Origin of the sequence: Pedobacter sp. Leaf170 (assembly GCF_920984665.1) — a bacterium.
In the GTDB taxonomy this organism is placed as follows: domain Bacteria; phylum Bacteroidota; class Bacteroidia; order Sphingobacteriales; family Sphingobacteriaceae; genus Pedobacter.
In genome coordinates this window covers 254,039-279,890 of sequence record NZ_CAKLBP010000001.1, presented here as the reverse complement: position 1 = coordinate 279,890, position 25,852 = coordinate 254,039, and the positions used below count along the sequence as shown (strand labels likewise).

At 35.2% G+C, this 25,852-nt stretch carries 25 protein-coding genes; 12 read left to right on the top strand and 13 right to left on the bottom strand.

Going from position 1 to position 25,852, the window contains the following annotated elements; all coding sequences use genetic code 11:
• Positions 1-3: 3 nt before the first annotated feature.
• The 4 genes from LUA90_RS01205 to LUA90_RS01190 all read right to left on the bottom strand — a co-directional run bounded on the left by LUA90_RS01205 (position 4) and on the right by LUA90_RS01190 (position 3,006).
• Positions 4-312: a hypothetical protein gene (locus LUA90_RS01205; RefSeq protein WP_231460099.1), complete on the bottom strand. Its 309-nt coding sequence runs from the start codon at positions 310-312 to the stop codon at positions 4-6.
• 137 nt (positions 313-449) lie between these two features.
• Positions 450-2,018: a DUF4173 domain-containing protein gene (locus LUA90_RS01200; RefSeq protein WP_231460100.1), complete on the bottom strand. Its 1,569-nt coding sequence runs from the start codon at positions 2,016-2,018 to the stop codon at positions 450-452.
• 54 nt (positions 2,019-2,072) lie between these two features.
• The gene (locus tag LUA90_RS01195; protein WP_231489835.1) at positions 2,073-2,369 is read right to left on the bottom strand and encodes a transcriptional regulator; all 297 of its coding nucleotides are present in this window, start codon (positions 2,367-2,369) and stop codon (positions 2,073-2,075) included.
• Between the two features lies 1 nt (position 2,370).
• Entirely contained in the window at positions 2,371-3,006 is a 636-nt protein-coding gene (locus LUA90_RS01190; RefSeq protein WP_231460102.1) for a hypothetical protein, read from the bottom strand.
• Between the two features lie 212 nt (positions 3,007-3,218).
• Here LUA90_RS01190 and LUA90_RS01185 point away from each other — a divergent pair, with 212 nt between their 5' ends.
• The 7 genes from LUA90_RS01185 (at position 3,219) to LUA90_RS01155 (ending at position 9,850) form a co-directional block, all read left to right on the top strand.
• Entirely contained in the window at positions 3,219-3,869 is a 651-nt protein-coding gene (locus LUA90_RS01185; RefSeq protein ID WP_231460103.1) for an ABC transporter ATP-binding protein, read from the top strand.
• Between the two features lie 70 nt (positions 3,870-3,939).
• Entirely contained in the window at positions 3,940-4,419 is a 480-nt protein-coding gene (locus LUA90_RS01180; protein ID WP_231460104.1) for a hypothetical protein, read from the top strand.
• A gap of 2 nt (positions 4,420-4,421) precedes the next feature.
• Positions 4,422-5,030, top strand: coding sequence for an HAD hydrolase-like protein (locus LUA90_RS01175; protein ID WP_231460105.1), 609 nt, complete (start codon positions 4,422-4,424; stop codon positions 5,028-5,030).
• Positions 5,031-5,033: 3 nt separating this feature from the next.
• On the top strand, positions 5,034-6,548 hold the full coding sequence (locus LUA90_RS01170; protein ID WP_231460106.1) for a S41 family peptidase: 1,515 nt from the start codon (positions 5,034-5,036) through the stop codon (positions 6,546-6,548).
• A 135-nt stretch (positions 6,549-6,683) separates the two neighbouring features.
• Positions 6,684-6,950: a hypothetical protein gene (locus LUA90_RS01165; protein WP_231460107.1), complete on the top strand. Its 267-nt coding sequence runs from the start codon at positions 6,684-6,686 to the stop codon at positions 6,948-6,950.
• Between the two features lie 55 nt (positions 6,951-7,005).
• Entirely contained in the window at positions 7,006-8,100 is a 1,095-nt protein-coding gene (gene dprA, locus LUA90_RS01160; protein ID WP_231460108.1) for a DNA-processing protein DprA, read from the top strand.
• Between the two features lie 388 nt (positions 8,101-8,488).
• Positions 8,489-9,850, top strand: coding sequence for a pyridoxal-phosphate dependent enzyme (locus LUA90_RS01155; RefSeq protein ID WP_231489834.1), 1,362 nt, complete (start codon positions 8,489-8,491; stop codon positions 9,848-9,850).
• A 262-nt stretch (positions 9,851-10,112) separates the two neighbouring features.
• Here LUA90_RS01155 and murA read toward each other — a convergent pair whose 3' ends face one another.
• The 7 genes from murA to sppA form a co-directional block, all read right to left on the bottom strand.
• The gene (gene murA, locus LUA90_RS01150) at positions 10,113-11,438 is read right to left on the bottom strand and encodes a UDP-N-acetylglucosamine 1-carboxyvinyltransferase (protein ID WP_231460110.1); all 1,326 of its coding nucleotides are present in this window, start codon (positions 11,436-11,438) and stop codon (positions 10,113-10,115) included.
• Positions 11,439-11,525: 87 nt separating this feature from the next.
• Positions 11,526-12,218 (bottom strand): DUF4290 domain-containing protein, encoded by a 693-nt coding sequence (locus LUA90_RS01145; protein ID WP_231489833.1) that lies wholly within the window; start codon positions 12,216-12,218, stop codon positions 11,526-11,528.
• Between the two features lie 544 nt (positions 12,219-12,762).
• Positions 12,763-13,260: a histidine phosphatase family protein gene (locus LUA90_RS01140; protein ID WP_231489832.1), complete on the bottom strand. Its 498-nt coding sequence runs from the start codon at positions 13,258-13,260 to the stop codon at positions 12,763-12,765.
• Positions 13,253-14,281, bottom strand: a complete 1,029-nt coding sequence (locus tag LUA90_RS01135; RefSeq protein WP_231489831.1) for a glycosyltransferase family 9 protein — start codon at positions 14,279-14,281, stop codon at positions 13,253-13,255. Before LUA90_RS01135 ends, LUA90_RS01140 begins: the two co-directional genes overlap by 8 nt.
• Positions 14,282-14,373: 92 nt before the next feature.
• On the bottom strand, positions 14,374-14,976 hold the full coding sequence (locus LUA90_RS01130) for a DUF4254 domain-containing protein (protein ID WP_231460114.1): 603 nt from the start codon (positions 14,974-14,976) through the stop codon (positions 14,374-14,376).
• 140 nt (positions 14,977-15,116) lie between these two features.
• Entirely contained in the window at positions 15,117-16,799 is a 1,683-nt protein-coding gene (locus LUA90_RS01125; protein WP_231460115.1) for a DNA polymerase/3'-5' exonuclease PolX, read from the bottom strand.
• 129 nt (positions 16,800-16,928) lie between these two features.
• On the bottom strand, positions 16,929-18,695 hold the full coding sequence (gene sppA, locus LUA90_RS01120) for a signal peptide peptidase SppA (RefSeq protein WP_231489830.1): 1,767 nt from the start codon (positions 18,693-18,695) through the stop codon (positions 16,929-16,931).
• Between the two features lie 50 nt (positions 18,696-18,745).
• Here sppA and folK point away from each other — a divergent pair, with 50 nt between their 5' ends.
• Together folK and LUA90_RS01110 are read left to right on the top strand one after the other, a co-directional pair.
• The gene (gene folK, locus LUA90_RS01115; protein ID WP_231460117.1) at positions 18,746-19,240 is read left to right on the top strand and encodes a 2-amino-4-hydroxy-6-hydroxymethyldihydropteridine diphosphokinase; all 495 of its coding nucleotides are present in this window, start codon (positions 18,746-18,748) and stop codon (positions 19,238-19,240) included.
• A 17-nt stretch (positions 19,241-19,257) separates the two neighbouring features.
• Entirely contained in the window at positions 19,258-19,641 is a 384-nt protein-coding gene (locus tag LUA90_RS01110) for an Hpt domain-containing protein (protein WP_231460118.1), read from the top strand.
• On the opposite strand, the gene pssA is transcribed toward LUA90_RS01110, so the two are convergent.
• Both pssA and rho read right to left on the bottom strand, forming a co-directional pair.
• A complete protein-coding gene (gene pssA / locus LUA90_RS01105; RefSeq protein WP_231460119.1) occupies positions 19,642-20,328 on the bottom strand; it encodes a CDP-diacylglycerol--serine O-phosphatidyltransferase in 687 nt (228 codons plus the stop codon). It abuts the gene before it with no gap.
• A 75-nt stretch (positions 20,329-20,403) separates the two neighbouring features.
• Entirely contained in the window at positions 20,404-22,113 is a 1,710-nt protein-coding gene (gene rho / locus LUA90_RS01100; protein ID WP_231460120.1) for a transcription termination factor Rho, read from the bottom strand.
• A gap of 425 nt (positions 22,114-22,538) precedes the next feature.
• On the opposite strand from rho, the gene pyrF reads away from it, so the two are divergent.
• From pyrF to LUA90_RS01085, 3 genes are all read left to right on the top strand, one after another.
• The gene (gene pyrF, locus LUA90_RS01095) at positions 22,539-23,369 is read left to right on the top strand and encodes an orotidine-5'-phosphate decarboxylase (RefSeq protein ID WP_231460121.1); all 831 of its coding nucleotides are present in this window, start codon (positions 22,539-22,541) and stop codon (positions 23,367-23,369) included.
• A 152-nt stretch (positions 23,370-23,521) separates the two neighbouring features.
• Positions 23,522-24,424, top strand: coding sequence for a DMT family transporter (locus LUA90_RS01090; protein ID WP_231460122.1), 903 nt, complete (start codon positions 23,522-23,524; stop codon positions 24,422-24,424).
• Between the two features lie 119 nt (positions 24,425-24,543).
• Positions 24,544-25,827: a DUF2851 family protein gene (locus LUA90_RS01085; protein WP_231460123.1), complete on the top strand. Its 1,284-nt coding sequence runs from the start codon at positions 24,544-24,546 to the stop codon at positions 25,825-25,827.
• The last annotated feature ends 25 nt before the right edge of the window (positions 25,828-25,852 follow it).

The window sequence follows — 25,852 nt, the reverse complement described above, 5'->3', positions numbered from 1 at the left end:
TTTCTAACTTCCGGCTATAGGCGAACCGAAAATACCGACAGCCATTTCTGCCCAGATTAAAAATAAAGCTAAAAGAATGATGAAGAATAAAATTGTTCTCGTTGTTGTGGTTTTAACTTTTCTAATTACAATTTCTATCGCTAAGCCTGCACCTAATAGTAAAACTCCTGCTGCAATAAAATCCTTTAAATCCCATTGTACTTCACTTGTAAACTGCATGGCGATTAATGGGATACTTAATATTACGGCAACAGCGATTAGAATAATGTAAATTCTGGATGGTGATGGTTTAAAAATTTCTTGATTTTTCATGATATTTAAAATTAATGTGTTGTTGTTAAATGTACTCCCGTCATTGCGAGGCACGAAGCAATCTCTTACTGAAATCGTCATTTAATTTAGATTACTTCGTGCCTCGCAATGACGACAGAGTAGGTCTTTCTACTGATTTACTTTATTCCAAAATATTCAGCTGTTTTCCAATCTGGCAAATTCCAGGAAACCCAGCTTGCCTTTTCATATCGTTCTCTAAAAAAGTTAATCCGTGTATCTAATTTATTCTGGTAAGCTTGCAAACTTTTCGGCGTGGCTATGGTTATGCCGTAATTATCTTTAGCTTCTGTATAGTGCAATTTTGAGCGGTTCTTATCTAAAACAACTAAGGTTTTATCTGATAAATTAAGCAAGTAATCTGCATCCACTGATATTTTATCGCTCTGCGATAAATTGTATTTTGCAATAAAAATATCCCAGTTTATTGCACTAAATGCAAGAAGAAGTACAAACCAGATGTTTCCATTAATCCTCAATAAATAGAAAAAAGTTTTTTGCTTTGCAACTTTTAGATACACTGTTGTTAAACCAATTACGCAAAGAATTGCAAAAACTAAAACCCCGATGCGTTTATGTGTTAAGCCGTAAAATTCAATGTAATGTGCATCTCTAATAAAAACAGAAATAATCAAAACGAAATTTTGAATCATCCAGGCAATTGCCAATACTTTTAGCATTTTGTTTTTTGAGTAAAAATTTAAGTTTCCGCGGAAGAAATAAATAATAATTGCCATTGCCAGTGCAATGCTGAAAATTAATGTGTTGGTTCCATCGTTAAGTTCGGCTGAATAGTTGGTTTCGGCTAAAAGATTTCCACCAAGCCATAACCACCAGATATCAATTCCATTTAAAAAAAGCAGCAACAGATTAAGCGCAGCGAAAGAAATTAATGCAATGATAAATTCAGTTTTTAGCGCTAATTTCTTTGTTAGCAGGTTACCGCTAAAAGTCGAAATTAATTCAAACCAAATGGATTTATATTTGGCACTTTTTCTAATTCTTAATAATTGCTCCTGATATTCAAGTTCTATTTTTTGGAGTGTTTTATCAAAAAATGTAAATATTAGACCTCCGGTTAAAATTAACCCAAAGCAGAAATGCATAAAGCGGCCGAAGCTTAAATCTTTAAATATAAAGCCAAAAATACTTTCAAATGCATTGCCAATACTGTTAAGTGCCGTTTCTGCATAATGGGCGAAAACGCTGTTGGCGGCTGAATATAAGCAAGTGAAGGCGACAACGATTATTACAGGGATAAATACATATTTTACGACTTTAAAAAGAGGCTTGAGATTGAAGTTTCCAATAGATACCTGACTTAAGTTTTTAAGCGCATTAAATGGTACAGTTAGCATTTGCAAAATTGTTGAGAGCATTGCCATAAAAACTGTTCTAAGTTGCTGGCTATGGCCAAAACCAATAAAAACCAACAGGCTAATGTAATAACTGGCTAAAGATAAAGTGGAGTTGTTCACTACAACCAGAATAGCAGCTAAAATGTGTGCAGCGGCATAAACACTAAGTTTTTTACTTTTAATTACTTCTGGATTTAAATAAGTGATTGCTAAAAGGTATGTGCTGTAAATGAGTAGATTTAATGCTAATCTTTCTTGCCAAAACAGGAAGCTAAAAAGCAGACCGCCAAGCAGAGCAGATAATAATAAAAGGTTGGATTTATTTTCCATAGTGATTTTTTAAAAGTGCTTTGAAATTCAAAGTATATGAATAAAAAAAATTGTTTACAGTTTGCGTATCATTTTTTCAAGCGCATCTAAATGTGCTTTAAAAGATTGTTTTCCTAATTCGGTAATAGAGTAGGTGGTACTGGTTTTACGCCCAATAAAACCCTTGTGTACTTTAATAAATTCTGCTTGCTCTAATGTGTTTAAATGCGATGCTAAATTTCCATCAGTTAGTTCTAACATTTGCTTTAAATCGTTAAAACCAATTTCATTGTTAACAACCAGAACAGACATTACGCCAAGCCTAATCCGGCTATCAAAAATCTTGTTTAAATCTGCTATAGGGTTCTTCATTTTATTTGCCTTTCTCGTATTTAAAATACATTAAAAGCCCATAAATAATGTGCAGCACACCGAAGCCAAATGCCCAAAATATTAAACCATAACCAACATAAAACATGCAAATTACACCCAAAATAATTTCGCAAAAGCCTAAATACCGAATATCGCTGTAAGTAAACTTACTGGCGTTAACCAAAGCTAAACCATAAAATATAAGGCAGGTTGGGGCAATAATTATATAGCTGTTTGGATGGTTTAACAATAAAGCGATGATAAATAAACCGCCTGCTGCCAAAGGCACAAATAGATTTATAAGCAATGATTTTGAGGTTTTATCCCAAATTGGCAAATTACTTCTCTGACTCTTTCTGTAGGTAAACAAAACTCCCCCTGCCAATGATACAACCAAAATAATTATTGCAAGCTTTATTAAATTGTATTTTAAATCTATTTCGCCTTGAAAACCTGGAGCATAACCTCGGTAATTAAAAAACTTATCAATTTCATTATATGCAAAATACGACCCGATTAGTGCAATTATTCCTGCAAACACACCAGATAATCCGCTTAAGGATATAAATCTAGATGATCTATCCATCATTTGCCTGATATCTTTTAGTGCATTTAATTGTTCTTCCTGAGTGTTCATTTTGAAAGTGCTTTGTTTTTCAAAGTTAAAGAAGAAAATGATATTTGCAAATTTTATTTCATAAATTATTTTATTGATTCTTCTTTCGTATTGATTGTGCAGATAAAAAGATTGCACATATTTTTTACACGATGACTTATAACGTATAACCTACAACTTATAACGTTAAGACTTATAACTTAAAAATTAGAACTTTTAACTATTTTTACAGCATGCTAAAAGCCACTGGGATTAGAAAATCGTACGGAAATTTACAAATATTAAAGGGTGTAAATTTTGAAGTCGAAAAGGGAGAAATTGTAAGTATTGTTGGTCCTTCGGGTGCTGGTAAAAGTACTCTATTACACATATTAGGTACGCTAGATAAACCTGATGATGGCATAGTTGAGCTGAAGGACACTGTTATCAATAAACTTAGCGGCGAATTACTCAGTGCTTTCAGAAACCAGAATATCGGCTTTGTTTTTCAGTTTCATCATTTGCTGCCAGAATTTAGTGCAATTGAAAATGTATGTATTCCTGCGTTTATCGCTAAAAAAAATAAGAAGCAAGCTGAGGCAAGAGCGCTCGAATTATTGGGTATGTTTGGTTTAAAGGATAGAGCGAATCATAAACCGAATCAGCTTTCGGGCGGAGAGCAGCAGCGGGTTGCAATTGCCAGGGCTTTAATAAATGAGCCTTCAATTATTCTTGCCGATGAACCTTCAGGAAATTTAGATTCAGAAAACGCTAAAGCCTTACACCAGCTTTTTGTTAATTTGAGAGATAACTTTCAGCAAACTTTTGTAATTGTAACCCACAATGAAGATTTAGCCAAAACCAGTGATAGGGTAGTAACTATGAAAGATGGTTTAATCGTATAAAAGATAAAGCTTGCAGGTTATATAAATCTCATTATTCATTGGTTTTAGCCATTTAAACAAAAAATCTAATTTGAAAATATTAATTACCGGCGCTAATCACGCCAAAGCATTAAAACTTTTAAAAGCATTTCCTCAACATTTTGCTTTAATGGCAGATTATGGTGATGTGCCAGGCTTAAGCACAGCACATTATGCATTTAAATCGCTCGGCCAGCTCAATAAAGATAGTATTGCGCATATTTTGTTAAACTTTTGCATTACAGAATCGATTGATACGATTATTCCATTACACGGCTACGAAATAGAACCCTTGGCTAAATCTGCTGTATTGTTTAATGAATATGGAATTGAAGTTTTGGTGCCTGATGTTGAAGATTTAAAAGATTATTTAGATGCTGATGCTAAGCCATTCAAAAACTTTGCGGTTTTTGTAAAGGGAGAATGCATTTTTGCCAGCGGACAAGAAATCTTTATCAAAAAGGAGGATAATTTTAGTGGGGTTTTTGGTTATGATGCTCCAGATAATGATTTAAAACTTTTTACGATATAGATATGGATATCAATCAAATCGTTAAAGATAAGAAACTTGTAATTTTTGAGCTTGATGATGTGCTTTTTCCGGCAAAGGATTATTTGTTGCAGGTTTATTATTTATTTGCGCAGTTTATAGAATATTCTGAACAAAAAAGTGCCCAGAATATTCTGGATTTTATGCGTAAGGAATATGAAACTGCAGGCGCTGAAAATATCTTCCAGAAAACGGCGATAAAGTTTGAGCTGGCAGAAACATACAAACATAACTTTGATTTGCTGCATGAAAATGCAAGGTTACCCTTAAAGCTTTTACTTTACAAAAACATGCTTAATTTTCTTCAGGAACTTGTTGTTGATAGGAAGAAAATTTTCATAGTTACTTCTGGAAATCCTCTGCAGCAACTTAACAAAATCAAACAAACCGAATGGAATGGTTTGGAGAAATACCTGACTGTTTATTTTGCAGAAGAACTTAATCAAGATAAATCTGAAATATTTAATAACATACTTACAGGCAATAATTTATCGCCAAAAGATGCTTTAGTTGTTGGTGCAAATAATTTTGATGAGACGCAATCTAATTTAAGTAATTTGCCGTATATTGTGTCACTAGAAATTTACAAATAGAATATGTTTAGAAAAGTTTATGTGAAAAAGAGTGTTCTATTCTTTATGATTGGAACAGCAGGTTTTTTAACTTCCTGTAAAAAAAACACAGCCACACCAGATGCTACACCATCTACGCCTGTTGCTGAAAAAAATACATTGCAAACACCAACTAACAATCGTGATTTTTTAACCCGCGATTCTATTTTCCTGTATGCAAAACAAACCTATTTTTGGAACGTAGGGATGCCAGATTATGACACTTTTAATCCAAGGAGATATGCTAGTGATAATCAGGTTTTAGCTGCATTAGCTGCATTGCCAAGCACTGGTGGTAAAGATAAATATTCTTTTATTGATGATGGAACTGTAGCTACACAACTAAGTGGTGTTAGCGGAGATTATGGTTTCTCTGCAAATTATGATGCAACCAATTTGTTGCGGGTTAAATCTGTTTATCCTACATCGCCAGCTGCAATTGCAGGTTTAAAAAGAGGTTATCAAATTACAAAGGTAAACGGAAGAACAACATTAAGATCTAGTCAAAGCGATATTGATAATTTAAATGATGGTATTTTTGGCAGTAACCCAAGTATTTCTATGACGGTTGTAAAGCCAGATGGAACCTCTCAAGATTTAGTAATAAACAGAGCAAGTTATAATATTAATCCAATTTTATATTCTAACACCTATACAGTTGGTTCAAAGAAAGTTGGTTACATCGTTTTTAATAGTTTCACAACTAATTCAGTTCCATTGTTGGATGCCGCATTTGCCAAATTTACATCTGATGGGATAACAGAATTAATTGTCGATTTACGCTACAACGGAGGTGGTTCTGTTGCTACATCAGAAGCGTTTACAAATTTAATTGCTCCATCTTCTCAAAATGGTAAGGTTATGTATACCACCTTTTGGACGCAAACCATGCAGGATGGTAACGCCACGATTTTGCAGAATCAAAAGTTTTATGCAAAGGGTAACGATGGCGTAACGCGTTTATATTCCTTCTTCGATTATTCATACAAACCAACAGTTGCAGCAGGAAACCAGGAAGTTTTTGCCAAACGTGGAAGTTTGAATGGTTTAACCAGAGTTTACTTTTTGGTTGCCAGCGGTACAGCATCAGCTAGTGAATTATTAATTAACAACTTGAAACCAGTGATGGATGTGAAGTTAATTGGTAGAAAAACTTACGGTAAACCGGTTGGATTTTTCTCGCTTCGTATTGATAAAAAAGACTTGTACATTCCGCAATTTCAAACCAAAAACCAGGCAAATTTTGGCGATTATTTTGATGGTATGGCAGTAGATAAAGATATTGTTGATGATATAACAAAAGATTTTGGAGATACATCTGAAAAGTTGCTTGCGCAAGCTTTAAATTATTCAGCAACAGGTGCATTCACTTCTTATTTGAAAGATAATACATTAAGTAGCACTTCGGGAGTATCAAGAGCAGTAATTGATAGCAATAACGAGAAGCTCGATCATGAATTTAAAGGCATGGTTGAAACCCGAAAGCTAAAGCTTAAATAAACAACTATTTTAAAGCCGGTATTTTTTAAATATCGGCTTTTTTTATATTCATAATTACATTAAAAGCTTGTTTAGCCTTGTTTTTATTCTAAAATTTTAATATGCTTGCTTAAGATTAATCGTTAAAGAGATATTATGCCAATAGAGACTGTCGAGAAAGAACAAATAGGATACCTGAATATAATAAATGCCAAAGAAGATAATTCCGGAAGCTTGAAAAAGAAACTGGATGAAGCCCAGCGCCTGGGAAATGAATTTAAATCCAAAGCCGTAATTACCTTTAATACAACCATTGGCCCGAAACGTGTTGATACCACTGTTTGGTCTGTAACAGAAAAATATATTCAATTAAAAAATAACATACACATTCCGCTTAAAAGCCTTATCGATATCGATTTTTAATCTTTAAGGATTGAGGAAATAAATCATCCCGCATTTATAACCTTAACCTTAATTGATGAGTACGCTTCATAAAATTGCCTTAACTTTTATTAAATCTATAGGTCCGGTAAATGCCAAAAATTTGCTGGCTTACTGTGGAAGTGCCGAAGCTGTTTTTGCTGCTGGTAAAAAGCAATTGATGCAAATTCCGGGTATTGGTGAAAAAACCGTTGAGGCAATTTTGAATACTGATGCATTAGATAGGGCAGCTGAAGAGCTTATTTTCATAGAAAAACATGGTATTGAGCTTATGTTTTTTTCTGATGAGAATTATCCAAAACGTTTAAAAAACTGTATCGATGCACCAATTTTACTTTATTTTAAGGGTGATGCAGATTTAAACCATCCACGAATAATTAGTATTGTAGGCACACGAAATGCTACCGATTACGGGAAAAATCTTTGTAAGCAGTTGTGCGAAGTTCTTTCTGCTTATGATGTATTAGTTGTTTGTGGATTGGCTTATGGTATTGATGTAGCAGCACATAAAGAATGTATAGTAAATAACATTCCTACGGTTGGCGTTCTTGGCCATGGATTAGATCGCTTATATCCGCAGATACATAAGCCTGTAACACAGAAAATGGTTCTTAATGGGGGTTTGCTTACCGAATATCCGGTCAGAACAAATCCAGATAGACAAAACTTCCCTCAAAGAAACAGAATCATTGCAGGCATTGCTGATGCAACCATCGTGATTGAAGCCTCAATTAAAGGTGGCGCATTAATTACTGCAGAAATAGCAAACTCTTATAATAAGGATGTGTATGCTTTTCCGGGTAGAACAAATGATTTATATTCTGAAGGCTGCAATTTTTTGATTAAAACCAATAGAGCAGGGCTTATAAATAACGCAAACGATTTAATTTATTATTTAGGCTGGGATGATAACACAAAGAAAAAGAAGGCCGAAACCCAAACATCTTTACATATTAACTTAACAGCTCATGAGCAAAAAGTTGTTGATGCTTTGCAAAACAGCCCACTTGCTATCGATGAGTTATCAATCGAGGCCGACATCCAGCAAAGCAAACTGGCCATTATTCTTTTAACTTTAGAAATGCAAGGCATCATTATATCCTTGCCGGGCAAAGTTTATAAGCTTGCTTAGAGGCTTTTTGTAACGCATTTAATTTTTATGGAAGATTTTTTGTAGGAAGTTGTTTTCCTTTGAAAATTTGACTTTTCGTATTAAACCCGGTAGAGCCAGATAGCCCAGAATGAAGCGTAGCGAAATGAGGACTATAGGCGATGACGGGACTAAAGCATCTATGAAAACCGAAGTGTTGATTTTCAAAAAAAAATAACAACAGCTAATAATTTTAAAAACTATAGCTGCCAGAAAAACCAATATCGCATTTTACCCAATAATCAATCTATAATGCCTATGATATTTATAGATTATGAAATTTAATTCTATTAAATCTAAAATTTTAAAATTTTGTTTCAAATAAAATATAGTTTGTAAAATACTTAATGCCTTTGCTTAATTTTGTATCATGTGGTATAATAATATTCTCGAAACTATTGGCAACACGCCTTTAGTAAAACTAAATACAATTACTAAAAACGTTCCTGGTACAATTCTGGCTAAAATAGAAACTACAAATCCGGGTAACTCGATTAAAGACCGTATGGCGGTTAAAATGATTGAAGATGCCGAAAGAAGCGGTAAATTGAAGCCTGGCGGAACAATTATAGAAGGAACTTCTGGTAATACCGGAATGGGTTTGGCTATGGCTGCCATTATTAAAGGTTACAAATGTATTTTTACAACAACTGATAAACAATCGAAAGAAAAAGTTGATGCTTTACGTGCTTTTGGTGCTGAGGTTATTGTTTGCCCAACAAATGTTGAACCAGAAGACCCTCGCTCATATTATTCGGTTTCATCACGCTTAGAGCGTGAAGTGCCAAACTCCTGGAAACCAAATCAGTATGATAATTTAGCAAATTCTGCAGCGCATTACGAGCAAACTGGTCCGGAGATTTGGGAACAAACTGAGGGAAAAATTACGCACTTGGTGGTAGGTGTTGGTACCGGTGGAACGATTTCTGGAACTGGAAAATATTTAAAAGAAAAAAATCCAAATATTCAGATTTGGGGGATTGATACTTATGGTTCGGTTTTTAAAAAATATAAGGAAACCGGCATATTTGACAAGGATGAAATTTATCCTTACATCACCGAAGGTATTGGTGAAGATTTTTTACCTGCCAACGTAAACTTTGATGTAATTGATTTATTTGAAAAAGTAACCGATAAAGATGCAGCTTTAATGACGCGTGATATTGCCCGTAAAGAAGGAATTTTTGTTGGTAATTCGGCTGGTGCAGCAATTGGTGGTTTAATTCAGTTAAAAGATAAATTAAAACCTGAAGATGTTGTTGTGGTTATTTTTCACGACCATGGAAGCCGTTACATGGGCAAAATGTATAATGAAGATTGGTTACGCGAACGTGGTTTTTTACAAGATGAAAAGTTGACTGCAAAATCGATTCTAGCTAAAAAAGAGGCTACCGAAATTGTAACGCTTGATGCAACAAAATCTGTTCTGGAAGCTATAAACACCATTAAATCGATGAACATTTCTCAGATTCCGGTTACTCAGCAAGGCATGATTGTAGGTAAAATTGCGGAAAGCGATATTTTATCAGCTTTGCTTGAAAACCCAGGATTAAAGTCTGCTCCAATTTCTGAAATCATGACATCAACTTTTCCATTCGTTGATTTAAACTCATCAATTGATAAAATTTCATCTTTAATTAATAAAGAAAATTCTGCGGTTTTAGTAGAAGATGAATCGGGTAAGATTGAAATTATAACACAGTATGATATTATAAATGCGATTTCGGGGTAGGGATTTCTAATACGGTCGTTATTGCGAGGCACGAAGCAATCCAAATGCTTTGGGTTTTCAAATAGCGACTGTTAATGAGAGATTGCTTCGTGCCTCGCAATGACGAGAAGCCATAAAAAAACGCCCGAATAAATTCTTATTCGGGCGTTTTTGCGTTACGCTATTTCCACTCTAAACTTTCCACTTTAAACCTTCCACTCTAAACTTTCCACTTTAAACTTTCCACTTTAAACCTTTCACTCTAAACTTTCCACTTTAAACTTTAATGGCTTGGCGCATCAGCATTTACACGCTTAATTTGCGCACCTAAAGCACGTAAACGTGTATCAATGTCTTGATAGCCACGCTCAATCTGCTCAATGTTGTAGATTGTCGATTTACCTTCGGCAGATAAAGCAGCAATTAGCAATGAAACTCCAGCTCTAATGTCAGGAGAAGTCATGCTGATGCCACGAAGTTTATATTTCTTATCTATTCCGTTAACTGTAGCACGATGTGGGTCGCAAAGAATAATTTGAGCACCCATATCAATCAATTTATCCACAAAGAATAAACGGCTTTCGAACATTTTTTGATGGATTAAAACGTTTCCTTTTGCTTGCGTTGCTACAACCAAAACAATGCTCAATAAATCTGGCGTAAAGCCTGGCCATGGAGAATCTGCAATGGTTAAAATTGAGCCATCAATAAAAGTATCAATTTCGTAATGCTTTTGCGATGGTACATATATATCATCACCTCTGCGCTCTAGTTTAATACCTAATTTTTTAAAAACTTCAGGAATCACACCAAGTTCATCATAACAAACGTTTTTGATGGTAATTTCCGATTCCGTCATTGCAGCCATACCAATAAAAGAGCCAATCTCAATCATATCTGGCAACATTCTGTGTTCAGTACCGCCTAAAACTTTAACACCTTCAATGGTTAATAAGTTAGAGCCAATACCCGAAATTTTTGCACCCATGCGATTAAGCATTTTACAAAGTTGTTGTAAATATGGCTCGCAAGCGGCGTTATAAATAGTAGTTGTTCCTTTAGCTAAAACTGCGGCCATTACAATGTTTGCCGTTCCGGTTACCGATGCCTCATCTAACAAAATGTAAGCACCTTGTAAATTTGTTGCATCAACATTAAAAAAGGCTTTTTTACTATCGTAAACAAACTTTGCACCTAATTTTTCGAAACCAATAAAGTGCGTATCCAACCTTCTTCTGCCAATTTTATCGCCACCTGGCTTAGGGATTGCAGCTTTACCAAAACGAGCCAATAACGGACCAACAATCATAATCGAGCCACGTAAACCACCGCCTTTGGCCTTAAAAGTTTCTGATTCGAAGAAATTTAAGTTGATGTTTTTCGCCTCAAAAGTGTAAGTGTCTTTATTAATGCGCTCTACGCTAACGCCTAAATCGCCTAATAATTCAATCAGTTTATTTACATCTTTAATATCCGGAATATTGCTGATGGTTACTTTTTCTTGTGTAAGCAATACAGCCGATAAAATCTGTAATGCCTCGTTCTTGGCGCCTTGTGGAGTAATTTCGCCTTTTAATTTAATTCCGCCTGTTATTTCAAATGCGTTCATATATCTTTTAGTATTTAGTAAAGTATCAGGTATCTAGATTGGGCAGATTAAACTTCCGCCTTTCACCTTCTGCCATTTACCTTTCCTTTAATATTTAGGTTTGTTGTTATTATTGCGTCCGCGGTTATTGTTGTTATTATTATTCTGCCGGTTTTTGCCGTTGTTATTATTATTGTTATTGTTACGGCCTCGGTTATTGTTATTATTATTTTGACGAGGATTTTGAGCTCTAAACTCAACTTTCGCCAAATTAACACCCTCATCTAAAGAAAGTAATCCGCCAGATAGATATTTCAAATCTTTAATAATCGTATCGTCGCTCACATTATCCTTATTCCAGGTAACATAAGCCATTTTCATAAAGTTTGCAATACCTTGTACCATTGCTTTTTTGTGCTCCGGATTTTGCTCACCCATCGCTTTTTCAATCAAATTCTCAACCGTTTTACCATAGTGTTTATAGGTAATTCTTTGTTGAGGATAGGGCAGAGGCTCTGGTTTTTTAAAAGCATTTTCGGGCAAAGGCTTTGGATAAGGACTTTCTACATCAATCTGGTAACCAGAAATAATGTGTAAATGGTCCCAAAGTTTGTGCTTAAAATCGGCAACATCGCGTAAATGCGGTTGCAAAAATCCCATCAGGTCAATTACTGCCTGGGCATATTTATTACGTTCTTCAATGGTTGGCAATTCGCAAATATACTTCACCATATTCTGAACATTGCGGCCATATTCCGATAAAATCAAATGGCTACGCGTAGTATTATAATCAAAATTCATGTACAGATAATTTAATGGATAAATCTTCCGGCGATACGAATTATGAAATAACCAGGAGAGATTAGGTTAAGAATTCACCGAAATGTCTATTGCCGGACTTTCGTTATTTATTTTCAAAGATAATTAAATTTACGATTTCAGGGTTACGATTTTAGATTTTATTTTGGAAATGAGCGTTCAGTATTCCTTTGAATCTGCAGTCCTGCTATCACTTCAAGTCCTCGCTCGTTCCTCACTCCGGGCTTTCCGTTTTTATCAGGTTTATTTAACAAAGAACTGTGCTTTCTAGGCTAGTGTACGTCATTGCGAAATCGATTTTTCATCGGTTGAAGCAATCTGTAGAAATAGAAACTGTAAAATAACGTGTTACGGATATAAAATAAAAAAAAATCGTAAAATAAGATTGCCACGGCTGAAGAAGCCTCGCAATGACGAATTCTCAATTTTCCGTGTTTCCGTAGCAAAAAAACAACAAATTTCAAAGATTTCTCGGCTTCGCTCGAAATGACGAGACTATATTTTTCCGTGTTTCCGTGGCAAAAAATTACATTTCATCACTATTCTTCGGATAATCAAAGAAAACCAATTCTCCGGTTCCTTTGCTTACCATCTTCCAAGAATCAAAAGGAAAAGACATTAGCACCATTCCGGCTGTAGGGATGTTGTAAATATCAGCATCACTTAATTCATTGGCTAAATCTGTAAATCCAGGATTGTGGCCAAACATAACTATAATATTGGCAGCATCGTCTAATCCATTCACAACCTTTAAAAGCGTAGTCGTATTCGCTTCGTAGATAGATTCTTCATATCGAATATCATCAACGTTATAAGCTTCCGCGAAAAATTTTGCGGTAGTTTTTGCTCGCTTCGCCGGACTGCTCACTATCAAATCGAATTTAAAGCCTTTTTTCAATAAACGTTCTGCCATTTCAGGCGCATTTTCTTTACCACGTTTGTTTAATGGTCTGTCGAAATCTTTTAAATCTAAATTTCCCCAATCCGATTTTCCATGACGTACCAGAAGTAATTGCTTAGCCATTTAGTTTTTCTTTAATTTTATTTACAACTATTTCAGGATGAATTAAATCCATGCAGTTTTCAACACCGCACAAGCACGGTTTGTTTCCATAAATTGAATTTGGCCTTGCCGGATGGTCGATTTGAATGCAGTCGGTTTCAGATTGACCATAACCTAAAAAACCTGCATAAGGATGTGTTGGTCCCCAAATAGAAACTACAGGCACACCAACCAGGGCAGCCATGTGCATGCCAGAAGAGTCCATGCTTAGCATTAAATCGAGGTTTGAGATAATGGCTAATTCTTCCGTTAAATTAAAATTTCCAATTAAATTATAGGTGTTTAAGTAAACTTTAGCCCATTTCTCAGCAGTGGCTTGTTCGGTTTTACCACCACCAAAAATTAAAAGCTCGTAACCTGCCAAACTTAACGAAGAAATTACCCGCTCCATTTTTTCAAGAGGGTAAACTTTATAAATGTGTTGTGCAAAAGGGGAGATGCCTATTTTTTTTGCATTATTAAGAAATAAATTTTTAGCCTTTGCCGGAATTTTTTGCGGTGCGTTATTAAGCTTATGACTCAAATTAACATCAAAATCTAATTGCCTGAAAACATCTGCATAACGTTCAACAGTGTGGCGCAAAGGCTTAAATATTTTATTAACCGAACGGGTTAAACCTTTTTTTTCAGCTCTGCCTTTATCAATTCTTTTGATTTTTAAGCCTGATAATCTAAAAAAGGTACAAAGCGCTCTGCTCCGCAAATTATCATGCAAATCGGCTATAGAAGTGGGATTGTAGTTTTTAAGTTCCTGAAAAAGCTTATACAAGCCATTTAAGCCTTTATGAATGGTTTTAGGCTTTATGGCATGAAACGTTACATTATCAATACCATTAAAAAACGGTTCAAAAGCCTCTCTGCTAACCATTATCAGCTCTGTTGATGGATGCTGTTCTGAAAATTCCTTTAAAACAGATGCAACCATAGCTACATCGCCCATAGCCGAAAAACGTAAAACGATGATTCTTTTGGTTGTTGCCATGGTATTTTAACTCGGTCGCCATTGCGAGGTACGAAGCAATCTCTCTATAGAACATAGATTGCTTCTTGCCTCGCAATGACGAGTTGAAACTATCATTTTTCTTGATACAAAACCGGGTTTAAACTTGGGTCGTTGTACATTTTCATCTGTTTATACACTTTCATGTATTTTTTGCCGGCCTCAATATCGGCTAATAATTCATCAATACTTTTAGATAAATCATCGCGTTGCGATAATAAAATATTTAGTTTGATTTGGCATGTTTCACGGTGCTCAGCCGAGGCACTTTCACGCCCGGCTTCTTCTTGCATGTGGTAAATTTTCAAAGCCAAAATAGAAAGTCTGTCTATTGCCCAAGCCGGACTTTCGGTATTAACTTTTGCATCCGGCAGAGCCGATATACTTTTGTAAAGATTTAAGAAATAGCCATCAATAAACTCAACCATATCTGTACGAACCTGGTTTTGTGCGTCAATGCGTCTTTTCCAATTTAAGCCTTCAACAGGGTCAATCTGTGGATTGCGAACAACATCTTCCATGTGCCATTGGGCGGTGTCAATCCAGTTTTTAATGTAAAAAAGATGCTCTAAACTATCAGCAGTATATGGGTTTTCAACCAGATGGTCTATATCATCAAACTTATGGTAATCTGTTATAACCTGATTAAATACGCGGTTGGCAATTTCACTTATCATTGGACAAAGATATTAAAAGATTATATAGATTTTTCCTTCGGGTTGATTACACAGATTTTGAGATTGCACAGATTTAAGGATTACACTGATTTTTACCTTTGGTTTGTTTTCCCTAAACCCTAAACCCTAAACCCTAAACCCTAAACCCTAAACCTTTTGCCTTCAAAATACGCTGTTATCTCCTGCAAGGAAAATGCATTAAGGCATTTGTCTGCACTTAAGCCGCCTTTTCTGGCAACCAAAATTCCGTAGCGCATATCATGAAAACCTTCAGTTCTATGTGCATCAGGATTAACAGAAAGCAAAACACCTTTTTCCAGAGCATAATGATGCCAACGCCAGTCTAAATCTAAACGTAAAGGATTCGCATTGATTTCGATAACTACATTGTTGGCGGCACAAGCATCGATAATTTTTTTATAATCTATTGGATAACCTGCACGGCTTAACAATAAACGGCCAGTTGGGTGTCCTAAAATTGTTGTGTATGGATTTTCAATCGCTTTTAACAAACGATTTGTAGCTTTTTGCTCATCCATACGCAAATTGCTGTGAACAGATGCGACCACAAAATCAAATGTTTTCAAAATCTCATCCGAATAATCTAAAGAGCCATCGCTTAAAATGTCGCTTTCTATTCCCTTAAATATTTTAAATGGCGCTAGTTTTTTATTCAGTTCGTCAATTTCCTGATGCTGACCAAAAACACGTTGCTCACTTAAGCCTTTTGCGTAAACAGCAGTTTTTGAATGGTCGCAGATGCCTAGATATTGCAGATTTAAAGTGTCTTTGCAATAAACGGCCATCTGTTCGAGCGTATGTACACCATCACTCCAGGTAGAGTGATTATGCAAACTGCCTTTTAAATCATCGTAGGTGATTAATTTGGGCAGTTTGTTATCCTTGGCTATGTTAATTTCGTCAAAATCTTCACGTAGTTCAGGTTCAATGTAGGCCAATCCGGCTTTGCTGTAAATTTCTTGCTCATTTGCAAAAGGACCATCGCCAGCTAAAGCCAAAACTTTTCCTACATGTTCTGCATTTCCGGTTAATTTAAACCATGCTAAGTAGAAATCAGCTTTATCATAAACATATATCTTAATTCTTAAACCGGCTTCGGTAGTGGCAATAAATGCTTCCTCAGCAGGAATTAGTGAGAGTTTATCGAAATTTGGCAATTCAGCAATAACATCCTCTAAATGCTCTGCACCAATAACAATTTCTAATTCATCAATAATTTCGCAAGCCCTGCGGTATTGTCCCGCAAAAGCGATTAAAGAATGGTTATCAACAGGAATTAACCATCTTGAGAGTTCATCAAGAACAGAAATGGCGAAGGCCTCAACCTGAGCGTATAAAAATCTTCCGTTTGCGGCAAGTTTAAATTCTATAGCATTTTTGATTTCCTCCTGGGTTTTTAAACCAAAGCCTTTGGCTTCAATCAGTCGGTTTTCATTGCAGGCATAATACAATTCCCCAATACTTTCAATTCCAAGTGTTCGCCAAATAATTAAAATCTTTTTAGGTCCGATTCCCTTAATACCAAGCATTTCAATAATGCCTTCGGGTGTTTGCTGAACAATATCATTCAGTTCCTTTAATTCTCCCGTTTCTAATAATTCAATAATTTTTGCCGCCAAACTTTTACCAATGCCTTCAATTTTATCAATCTCATCAACAGGTTTATCTTTTAAAGCAAATGGTAGTTTATCAACCTTAAAATAAGCGTTTGCAATTGATTTTATTTTAAAAGGGTTCTCTTCATGCAGCTCCATTAGCTGTGAAAGCAGGCGCAAAGTACGGGCGATGGTTTTATTTTCCATAAGGAGCTAAAGTTAGAAACAATAATTTTTAAACTGCAAATGTTGCTTTGATTTAAAAAATTCTTTAAAAGAAAAACGCCAGGAAATACAGTAATTCTGGATTTCCTGGCGTCTAATATTTTTTATAATTTATTTTATTACCGCTTCGAAAGGCATTCTGGCTTGAATACCAGAGCTTGCCATTACTTTTTTAACCTGTTTGTAAAGCAAATAATTTTCTCCCAACTCTTGTTTAGCGTAATAAGTTTTAATTCTGTCTGTACCTTGGTCAAGAAAAGATTTTAATGGGTCGATAACATCAGGATATTCTACAACTTTAAAATCTTTTACTTTTGCTTTTCTGGCTGCTGCATTAATGGCATCATTAAAGCTTCCGATTTTATCGGCTAAACCGATTTGAACGGCATCCGTTCCAATCCAAACGTGTCCGCCGCCAATGCTGTCGATATAAGCTTTACTTTTCTTTCTACCATCAGCTACGCGGGTTATGAAACCATTGTAAATTCTATTTAATTCGTTTTGGATGATGAAGCGTTCGCCTTCTGTCATTGGGCGGTTTGTTACCATTATATCAGCATATTTACCCGTTTTAACACCATCAAAAGTAATTCCTAATTTATTGGTCATTAAGTTTTGGAAATTTGGTATCAAGCCAAAAACACCAATAGAGCCGGTAATTGTATTGGGTTGCACGAAAATGCTATCAGCTGCACAACCAATATAATATCCGCCAGATGCGGCAACATCTCCAAAAGAAGCAATTACCGGTTTCTCTTTTTTGGTAAGCACAATTTCTCTCCAGATAACATCAGAAGCCAAAGCACTGCCGCCTGGAGAATTTACACGGATAACGATTGCTTTAATGTCATCATCTAATCTGGCTTTTCTAATCGCTCTTGAAATTCTCTCTGAACCAATTTCAGTATCAGAGCCTTCGCCGCCAGTGATTTCACCACTGGCGTAAACAATGGCTACTTTATTTTTGCTATCGCCAGACGAACTTACATTTTTTGCATAATCATTAATAGAAACGGAGCTTATACTTTGTTTTTTAGTTTTGCCGGAAATTGATTTTAATTCTTCTAAAATCTCATCTTTGTATTTAAGTGCATCAACCATTTTATAGTTCAATGCATCTTTAGGTTCTCTAATTTTATAATTATCAGCTATGCTGTATAAACTATCTTTTTGAATGCTACGTGTTTGAGCAATATCTGTTAAAAAAGTGTTGTATAAACCACCCACGTATGCGGTAACTTGTTTACGGTTATAATCGCTCATTTTATCCAGTATAAAAGGCTCTACCGCACTTTTGTAATTTCCAACGCGAATAACCTGCATTTCTACGCCAACTTTTTCTAATGTTCCTTTAAAGAAAGTAAGTTCTGAACTAAATCCTTTAAACTCTAAAGCGCCTTCCGGATTCAGGTATATTTTATCGGCCGCTGAGGCCAAATAATAAGCGCCCTGGGTGTATACCTCACTGTAAGAAATAATCTTTTTATGAGATTTTTTAAAGTCGATTAATGCATTTCTTACCTCCCGCAAGGTTGCAAAACCAGCATTAGGGCTGCTTACATTAAGATAAATACATTTGATGTTATCATCAGATTTAGCTTTTTTAATAGATTTTAATAAATCCTGTAATCCTATTCCGTCTTTTTCTTCGCCTCCAACAATTGGTAAATTCCCGAATGGATTTTTTGGTGTACGTTCGGTAATGGCTTGGTCGAGGTTTAAATATAATATAGAATTGCTGCTAACCGATACGGTTTTATCATCATCGATTGATGAAATGGCGGCAACAATCACCACAAAGCAAATAACAAATACAATTACAATGGATAGGAAAAAACCTAACATCGAAGCAAATAAATACTTAAAAAAATCTCTCATTTAAATGTTTTAATTTTGTGGTGTAAAGATATAAAATACACAGCGCATATATGGCATTAGAGCAAACAACTGCTTATTTGTTACTAGGTGGAAATTTAGGTGATAGGGAGAGGAATTTAGAAGATGCTATAGAGCTTTTAGATAAAGAAGTTGGTAAAGTTTTAAGTAAATCTTCTGTTTATGAAACAGCGGCCTGGGGAAAAACTGACCAACCATCGTTTTTAAATCAGGCAATTAGCTTAAATACTAAGCAAAATGCGCTTGAAGTTTTGGAAAAAGCACTGGCAATAGAACAAAAACTAGGACGCATACGCAAAGAAAAATGGGGTGAACGACTAATAGATATTGATTTAATTTTATTTGGGGATGAGGTTATTGATATTGAAGGAAAGTTGCAAATTCCTCATCCTCAGATGCAGAATAGAAAATTTGTGATGCAACCTTTGGCAGAAATTGCTCCGGATGTTGTGCATCCAATTATCAAAAAAACCATATCAGAAATAGCCCTAAATATTTCTGATAATTTAGAGGTTAAGAAAATCTAATTGCTTAAGTTTGAAATATGGAAGATAATTATGATAATCATCCCTTAGATTTATCATATCTTGTTGAAATGGTTGGTCATGATCCTGAATTCATGATTGAAATTTTTGAAACATTTATTGAGCAAACACCTTTTTATGTTGCAGAACTTGAAGACGCACTTTACCTGAAAAACTTGAAAAAGGTGGCTGATTGTGCCCACAAAATTAAACCAACATTTACCTACGTTGGCAGAACTGATGTTAGAGAATTTGTGCATACCATAGAGCGTAGCGCCCGCGAGCTGGTAGAACTGGATACCTTGCCTCAAAGGCTAAAGCAACTACATCAAATGCTCGAAACCATTTATATTCAGATAGAGCGATCTATATCAGAAGTAAGAACTAAATATAATATGAGTTAATTATTGTATTGTGCTTTTTGCTTTGAAATGCAAAAAGGATAAGGCAATGTAAAGCACCAAAACAAAGGGGATAGCTGCAAACTTTAATACAGCAATTAAAATGGCCGATAAAATCAGAAAAATAAATTTCATTTTATTTTTTGCCCAGCTTAAATCACTAAATTTTAAAGAAAATATTTTTATTTCGCTAACCAATAAAAAACTAGTTACCGCAGTAATTGCCACTAATAAAATTGTTGAGCCAATTACCTGAGGATAATCAGTGGCGATAAATGGCAAAGAGCAAATAAAAAGCGTATTCATTGGTGTGTTTAAGCCAATAAAATCTTCTGTTTGCCTTTCATCATTATTAAATTTTGCCAAGCGCAGCGCAGAAAATACAGTTATGAAAAAGCCGAGGTATGGAAGGTAGTCTGAGCTGTAATCGCTTAATTTAAATAGTTGAAACATTATTACACCCGGTAAGAAACCAAAACTTACCATATCTGCCAGTGAGTCTAAATCTTTTCCAATTGCCGATTTTACATTCAAAAGGCGAGCAACCATGCCATCAAAAAAATCGAAAATACCTGACAGCACAACAAAATAAGCTGCAGATTGTAAATCGCCTTTAAACGCAAAAACGATTCCGATGCAGCCAGAAAAAAGGTTTGCACAGGTAATCGCATTAGGGATATGCCTTTTCATTAAGTTTTAAGTTATACGTTATAAGTTTTAAGTGGCATGTTTACTTAAAACTTACCACTTAAAACTTACCACTTTCTAGCTGTTCATCGAAATTAAAAATTCTTCGTTGCTTTTTGTGCCTTTTATTTGTGCTTGTACAAATTCCATTGCTTCCTGACTGTTCATATCGGCAAGGTGATTACGAAGAATCCAAACACGTTGTAAAGTATCTCTGTCGTGTAATAAATCATCGCGACGAGTACTCGATGCAGTAATGTCAATTGCCGGGAAGATACGTTTGTTCGATAATTTACGGTCTAATTGTAACTCCATGTTACCAGTACCTTTAAATTCTTCGAAAATTACCTCATCCATTTTAGAACCTGTATCGGTTAGGGCTGTTGCTAAAATTGTTAACGAACCACCATTTTCTATGTTACGGGCAGCACCAAAGAAACGTTTTGGTTTGTGTAAAGCATTTGCATCAACACCACCAGATAAAATTTTACCAGAAGCCGGTGCTGTGGTATTGTAAGCTCTGGCTAAACGAGTAATCGAATCTAAAAGGATAACAACATCATGGCCGCTTTCTACCAAACGTTTAGATTTTTCTAAAACAATATTGGCGATTTTTACGTGGCGTTCAGCAGGCTCATCAAAAGTTGATGCAATAACCTCAGCTCTAACACTTCTGGCCATATCAGTAACCTCTTCAGGGCGTTCATCAATTAAAAGAATAATTAAGTAAACCTCCGGATGATTCTTCGCAATTGCATTTGCAACTTCTTTTAGTAAATTGGTTTTACCTGTTTTTGGTTGTGCAACAATTAAACCACGCTGACCTTTACCAATTGGCGTAAATAAATCCATTATACGAGTTGAATAGTTATTCGTATCCGTAAAAAGATTTAATCTTTCAGTCGGGAAAAGTGGTGTTAAATAATCGAAAGGAACACGGTCGCGAACTTCTGCAGGGATTCTGCCATTAATTGTTTCAACACGAACGAGTGGGAAATATTTTTCGCCTTCTTTTGGCGGACGGATGCTACCTTTAACCGTATCACCTGTTTTTAAACCAAAAAGTTTTATTTGCGATTGCGATACGTAAATATCATCAGGAGAGGTTAAATAGTTATAATCTGCAGAACGTAAGAAACCATAACCATCAGGCATAATTTCTAAAACGCCTTCGTTTGTAATTACGTTATCAAAATCTAAATTCGAATAACTGTTTTCATTTTTATGATGATTACCTCCTCCGGGTTGTTTCTGCTGACGATTGTCATCACGTTGAGGCTTATCTTGTTTTTCTCTCTGCTCTTGTCTTTGTTTAGGAGCCGGAGCCACAACTTCTGCACTTTCTTCTAATAAAGCAGAAATGGGTTTGCTACTTACTTCTTCCGATTCTACTATACGATCTGGTTGTGTTTCTTGTTGCTGATGTTGAGGCTCATCAAATAAGGTGATAGAATCTCTTTTATTTTCAATTGGAGCTGGTGCTTCATCTTTTGATAATCTAGCTCTTTTTTTAACCGGTTTATCAGCAGTTGCAACATCTGCATCAGCTTTAACTGTTTTATCAGCTTTAACTGCTTTGGTTTTTGGTGCAGAAGCTACAACAACAGGTTCGCTTTCACTATAAGGGTCTGCACCTGATTTAGCTGCATTTATAATTTCCTGCTGGTGTAATAGTACTTCAACAAGATCAATTTTTCTTAGAGAATCGGCACCTTCAATGCCATAGGTTTTTGCAAGCTCACGTAATTCGGGAGTGAGCTTTTCATTTAATTCTGTTTTGCTAAACATTCTAAATATATATGTTTCAAGAAATTTTAAATTTTTTTACAACAGATGTTTTCTATTGTAAATCTGCTATGGCTAAAATATTTGTGCTAGTTTTAAAGCCAAGCGGTTAAATTGTGTATAAAATCTTAAAGCCGTAAAACCAGAAGTGAGTGATTTTCTGAGTACTCAAAATGGTTTTAAAGTTGTTTACAAGCTGAATAGAAACGATTAATCGCTTTTAGAAAATGGTAACAAAAAACAAATCTTGATAATTTTTTTCTGGGATATTCAGATAAACGATTGAGAAATTATGTTGCAATTGTATGTATTTGAAACGTAATCCGCAAGAAAAAGTTTAAAATGTTTATAAAAATAATTAATTGGGGCATATTTTAATTGGTCTTAAAACTTAAAAAACCTCATATTTGCAGCAAATAAGCCCATATATGACCAAGCAGCAACTTTTTGAGCAGATACAAAAAAAACGTTCTTTTTTATGCGTTGGATTAGATTCTTCCTTAGAAAAAATCCCTCAGCATCTGCTAAAGTATGAAAATCCTATTCTAGAATTTAATAAGCAAATTATTGATGCCACTAAGGATTTATGTGTTGCTTATAAGCCAAATACTGCATTTTACGAATGTTATGGCAAAAAAGGTTGGGAAACGCTTATCGAAACTTGGAAATATATTCCTAAAGATGTTTTTAGTATTGCCGATGCCAAGCGTGGCGATATCGGAAATACATCTGCAATGTATGCAGAAACTTTTTTTAATGAGCAATCTTCAGAAATGAGTTTCGATTCGGTTACTGTTGCACCCTACATGGGAAGCGATTCTGTAACACCTTTTTTAACTTTTAAAGATAAATGGGTCATTCTTTTGGCCTTAACTTCAAATTCTGGTCATGCTGATTTTCAGTTACAAGAAATAGGAGACGATAAGCTTTTCGAAAAGGTGCTAAAAACTTCTCAGCAATGGGCAACAGACGAACAAATGATGTACGTTGTGGGTGCCACTCGTGGCGCTGCATTTGCAGATGTGCGTAAACTTGCCCCAAATCATTTTCTCTTGGTTCCGGGTGTAGGTGCACAAGGCGGCGATTTAAAAGAAGTATGTAAATATGGCTTGAATTCGCAATGCGGATTATTAATTAATTCATCAAGAGGGATTATTTATGCTGGCAAGGGCGAAGATTTTGCTGAAAAGGCTAGGGAAGAAGCTTTAAAGTTGCAGCAAGAAATGGAAGGGATTTTGGTTGAGGCAAATTTGGTTTAGCCACAGATTTACAGATTTTATTTTTTGCCACATAAGCACTGAAGACACGGAGAAATAAAATTAAAATTCGGTGTTAATTTACGTTTCCATGGTTAAATCCCTTTCTCTTTACGCAAAGCTTGGCATTCTTGGCGGTTAATCTCTACACATATATGAAATCCAAAATAGATTTAAAACTTATCCTTGCCTTAACTGGCGTTGCACTTATTTGGGGCACAACTTATTTGGGCATCCGCGTTGCTGTAGAAAGCATACCAGCTTGGTATGTAACGGCCATTCGCCAAACCATTGCTTCGCTGATTATATTAATCATCCTTATCAAACAAAAAGAATTGAAATGGATTGGCTGGTCGAGCTTTAAGCGCCAGATTTTACTTTCGTTATTAATGGTTGTTATTGCAAACGGAATGACAACTGTTGCTGAGAAGACAATTCCTAGCGGATTAACCTCCTTAATTAATGCAACATCACCACTGTTGGTATTTTTGGGTTGTGTATTTCTTGGTATTCAAAAACCAAGTTTAAAAGGATTTATCGGGGTGTTTATTGGCTTTTTAGGCATTGTATTTATTTTTAGAGATGGTATTAGCGATTTACTCGATCCAGGATATCGTAATGGGATTTTATCTTTAATTATCGCAGTTACCGGGTGGACCATTGGTACAATATACTCTAAAAAACATAGTGGTAAACCTCAGTACATATTCTTAAATCTATTTTATCAATTTGTTTTTTCGGCAATTGTTCAGTTTGGCTTAGCAGTAATTTTTTCTGGCAAAGCCGATGTAAACGCTTGGAAAACCGAAAGCATTTTCGCTGCAGTTTATCTCGCAATTTTTGGTTCGGTTCTTGGGTATTTCTGTTATCATTATGCTTTAAAGAAAGTTTCTGCATCAGAAGTTTCTATTCTTACCTATTTTAATACAGTTATTGCGATTTTTTTAGGCTGGCTTATCTTGAACGAGCATGTAGATGTGGATTTAATTGTTGCAACGGTTTTAATCATTGCAGGCGTTTTTATCACCAATTACAAGAAGAAAGCAGAACTTTCTTAGTCTCAACAAAACTTCATACTTAATTTATTGCAGCATCTCTTTTCTTCGAAACCCTGAAATGAGTTCTGTTGATATGAAAAAGATGATAAAGCTTTTAGGAATAATTTTTATCTTCAATAATGAATTTTCCAGAAGATTTTCTTCATTATGTTTGGCAATTTAGGTCATTTGATAATAGTAATTTACAGACTTCCACAGGCGATGATTTAAAAATTATCCATCAGGGTTTTCTGAATAAAAATTCTGGCCCAGATTTTAGTAATGCCAAAATACAAATAGGTGCGACTATTTGGGCTGGTAATATTGAAATTCACCTCAAATCGTCAGATTGGTTAAAACATAATCATCAAACAGATAGCAGTTATGAAAATGTTATACTTCATGTAGTTTATGAAAATGATGCTGAAGTTAATCGTATTGATGGTTCGGTTTTGCCAGTATTGGAATTAAAAAATCGTATCTCCATTGATTTGATAACAAAATATGAGCATCTGTTTTTAAATCTCACAGACTTTCCATGTATTGGCCAAATTAACACAGTTGATAAATTGATTATTGATTCATTTTTATCCAGAACTTTAATTGAAAGGTTTGAGCAAAAGGCTGAAATTGTTATTAACACGCTGAACGAATTAAATGGTAGTTGGGATGAAACCTTCTACCGTTTCATGGCTCGAAATTTCGGGTTTAAGGTTAATGCTTTGCCCTTTGAACTATTTGCCAAAGCCATTCCACAGCAAATTTATGCAAAACACAAAGACAATCAGATGCAGATAGAAGCGCTGGTTTTTGGTGGGGCAGGCTTTTTAAGTGAGCACTTTACAGAAGATTATCCGCTAAAATTGAAGCAAGAATTTCAGTTTTTGCAGAAAAAATATGCAATTAAGCCTCTTGAAGCCACAATTTGGAAATTTATGCGCATGCGCCCGCAAAATTTCCCAACTATTCGTTTGGCTCAGTTTGCTGCATTAATTGTTAAAGCAAATCATCTTTTTTCGAAAATTATGGAGATTAAAGATATAAATGAGTTGAGAAGCTTGTTTGAAAACCTTCCTGTAAATGATTTCTGGAAGAAGCATTACCATTTCAAAAAAACTGCTCATGGTGTTAATACACAAATAGGCAAAACCTCAATTGATAATATTTTATTGAATACAGTTGCCTTATTTCTTTTTGCTTATGGCAAGCATACCGGAACACAATTTTATATAAGCAGGGCCATAAAATTGTTGGAGAGTTTGCCTACCGAACAAAATGCAATTACAGACAAGTTTGTTTCAGCAGGCGTTAAGATAGAAAATGCTTTCTCTTCGCAGGGCATCATACAGTTAAAAAAGCAATACTGCGATGAGAAAAAATGTCTATCTTGTGGAATTGGCATCAAAATTTTAAAGCAAGCTTAATTTTATAATTCATTCAAAACTTTCT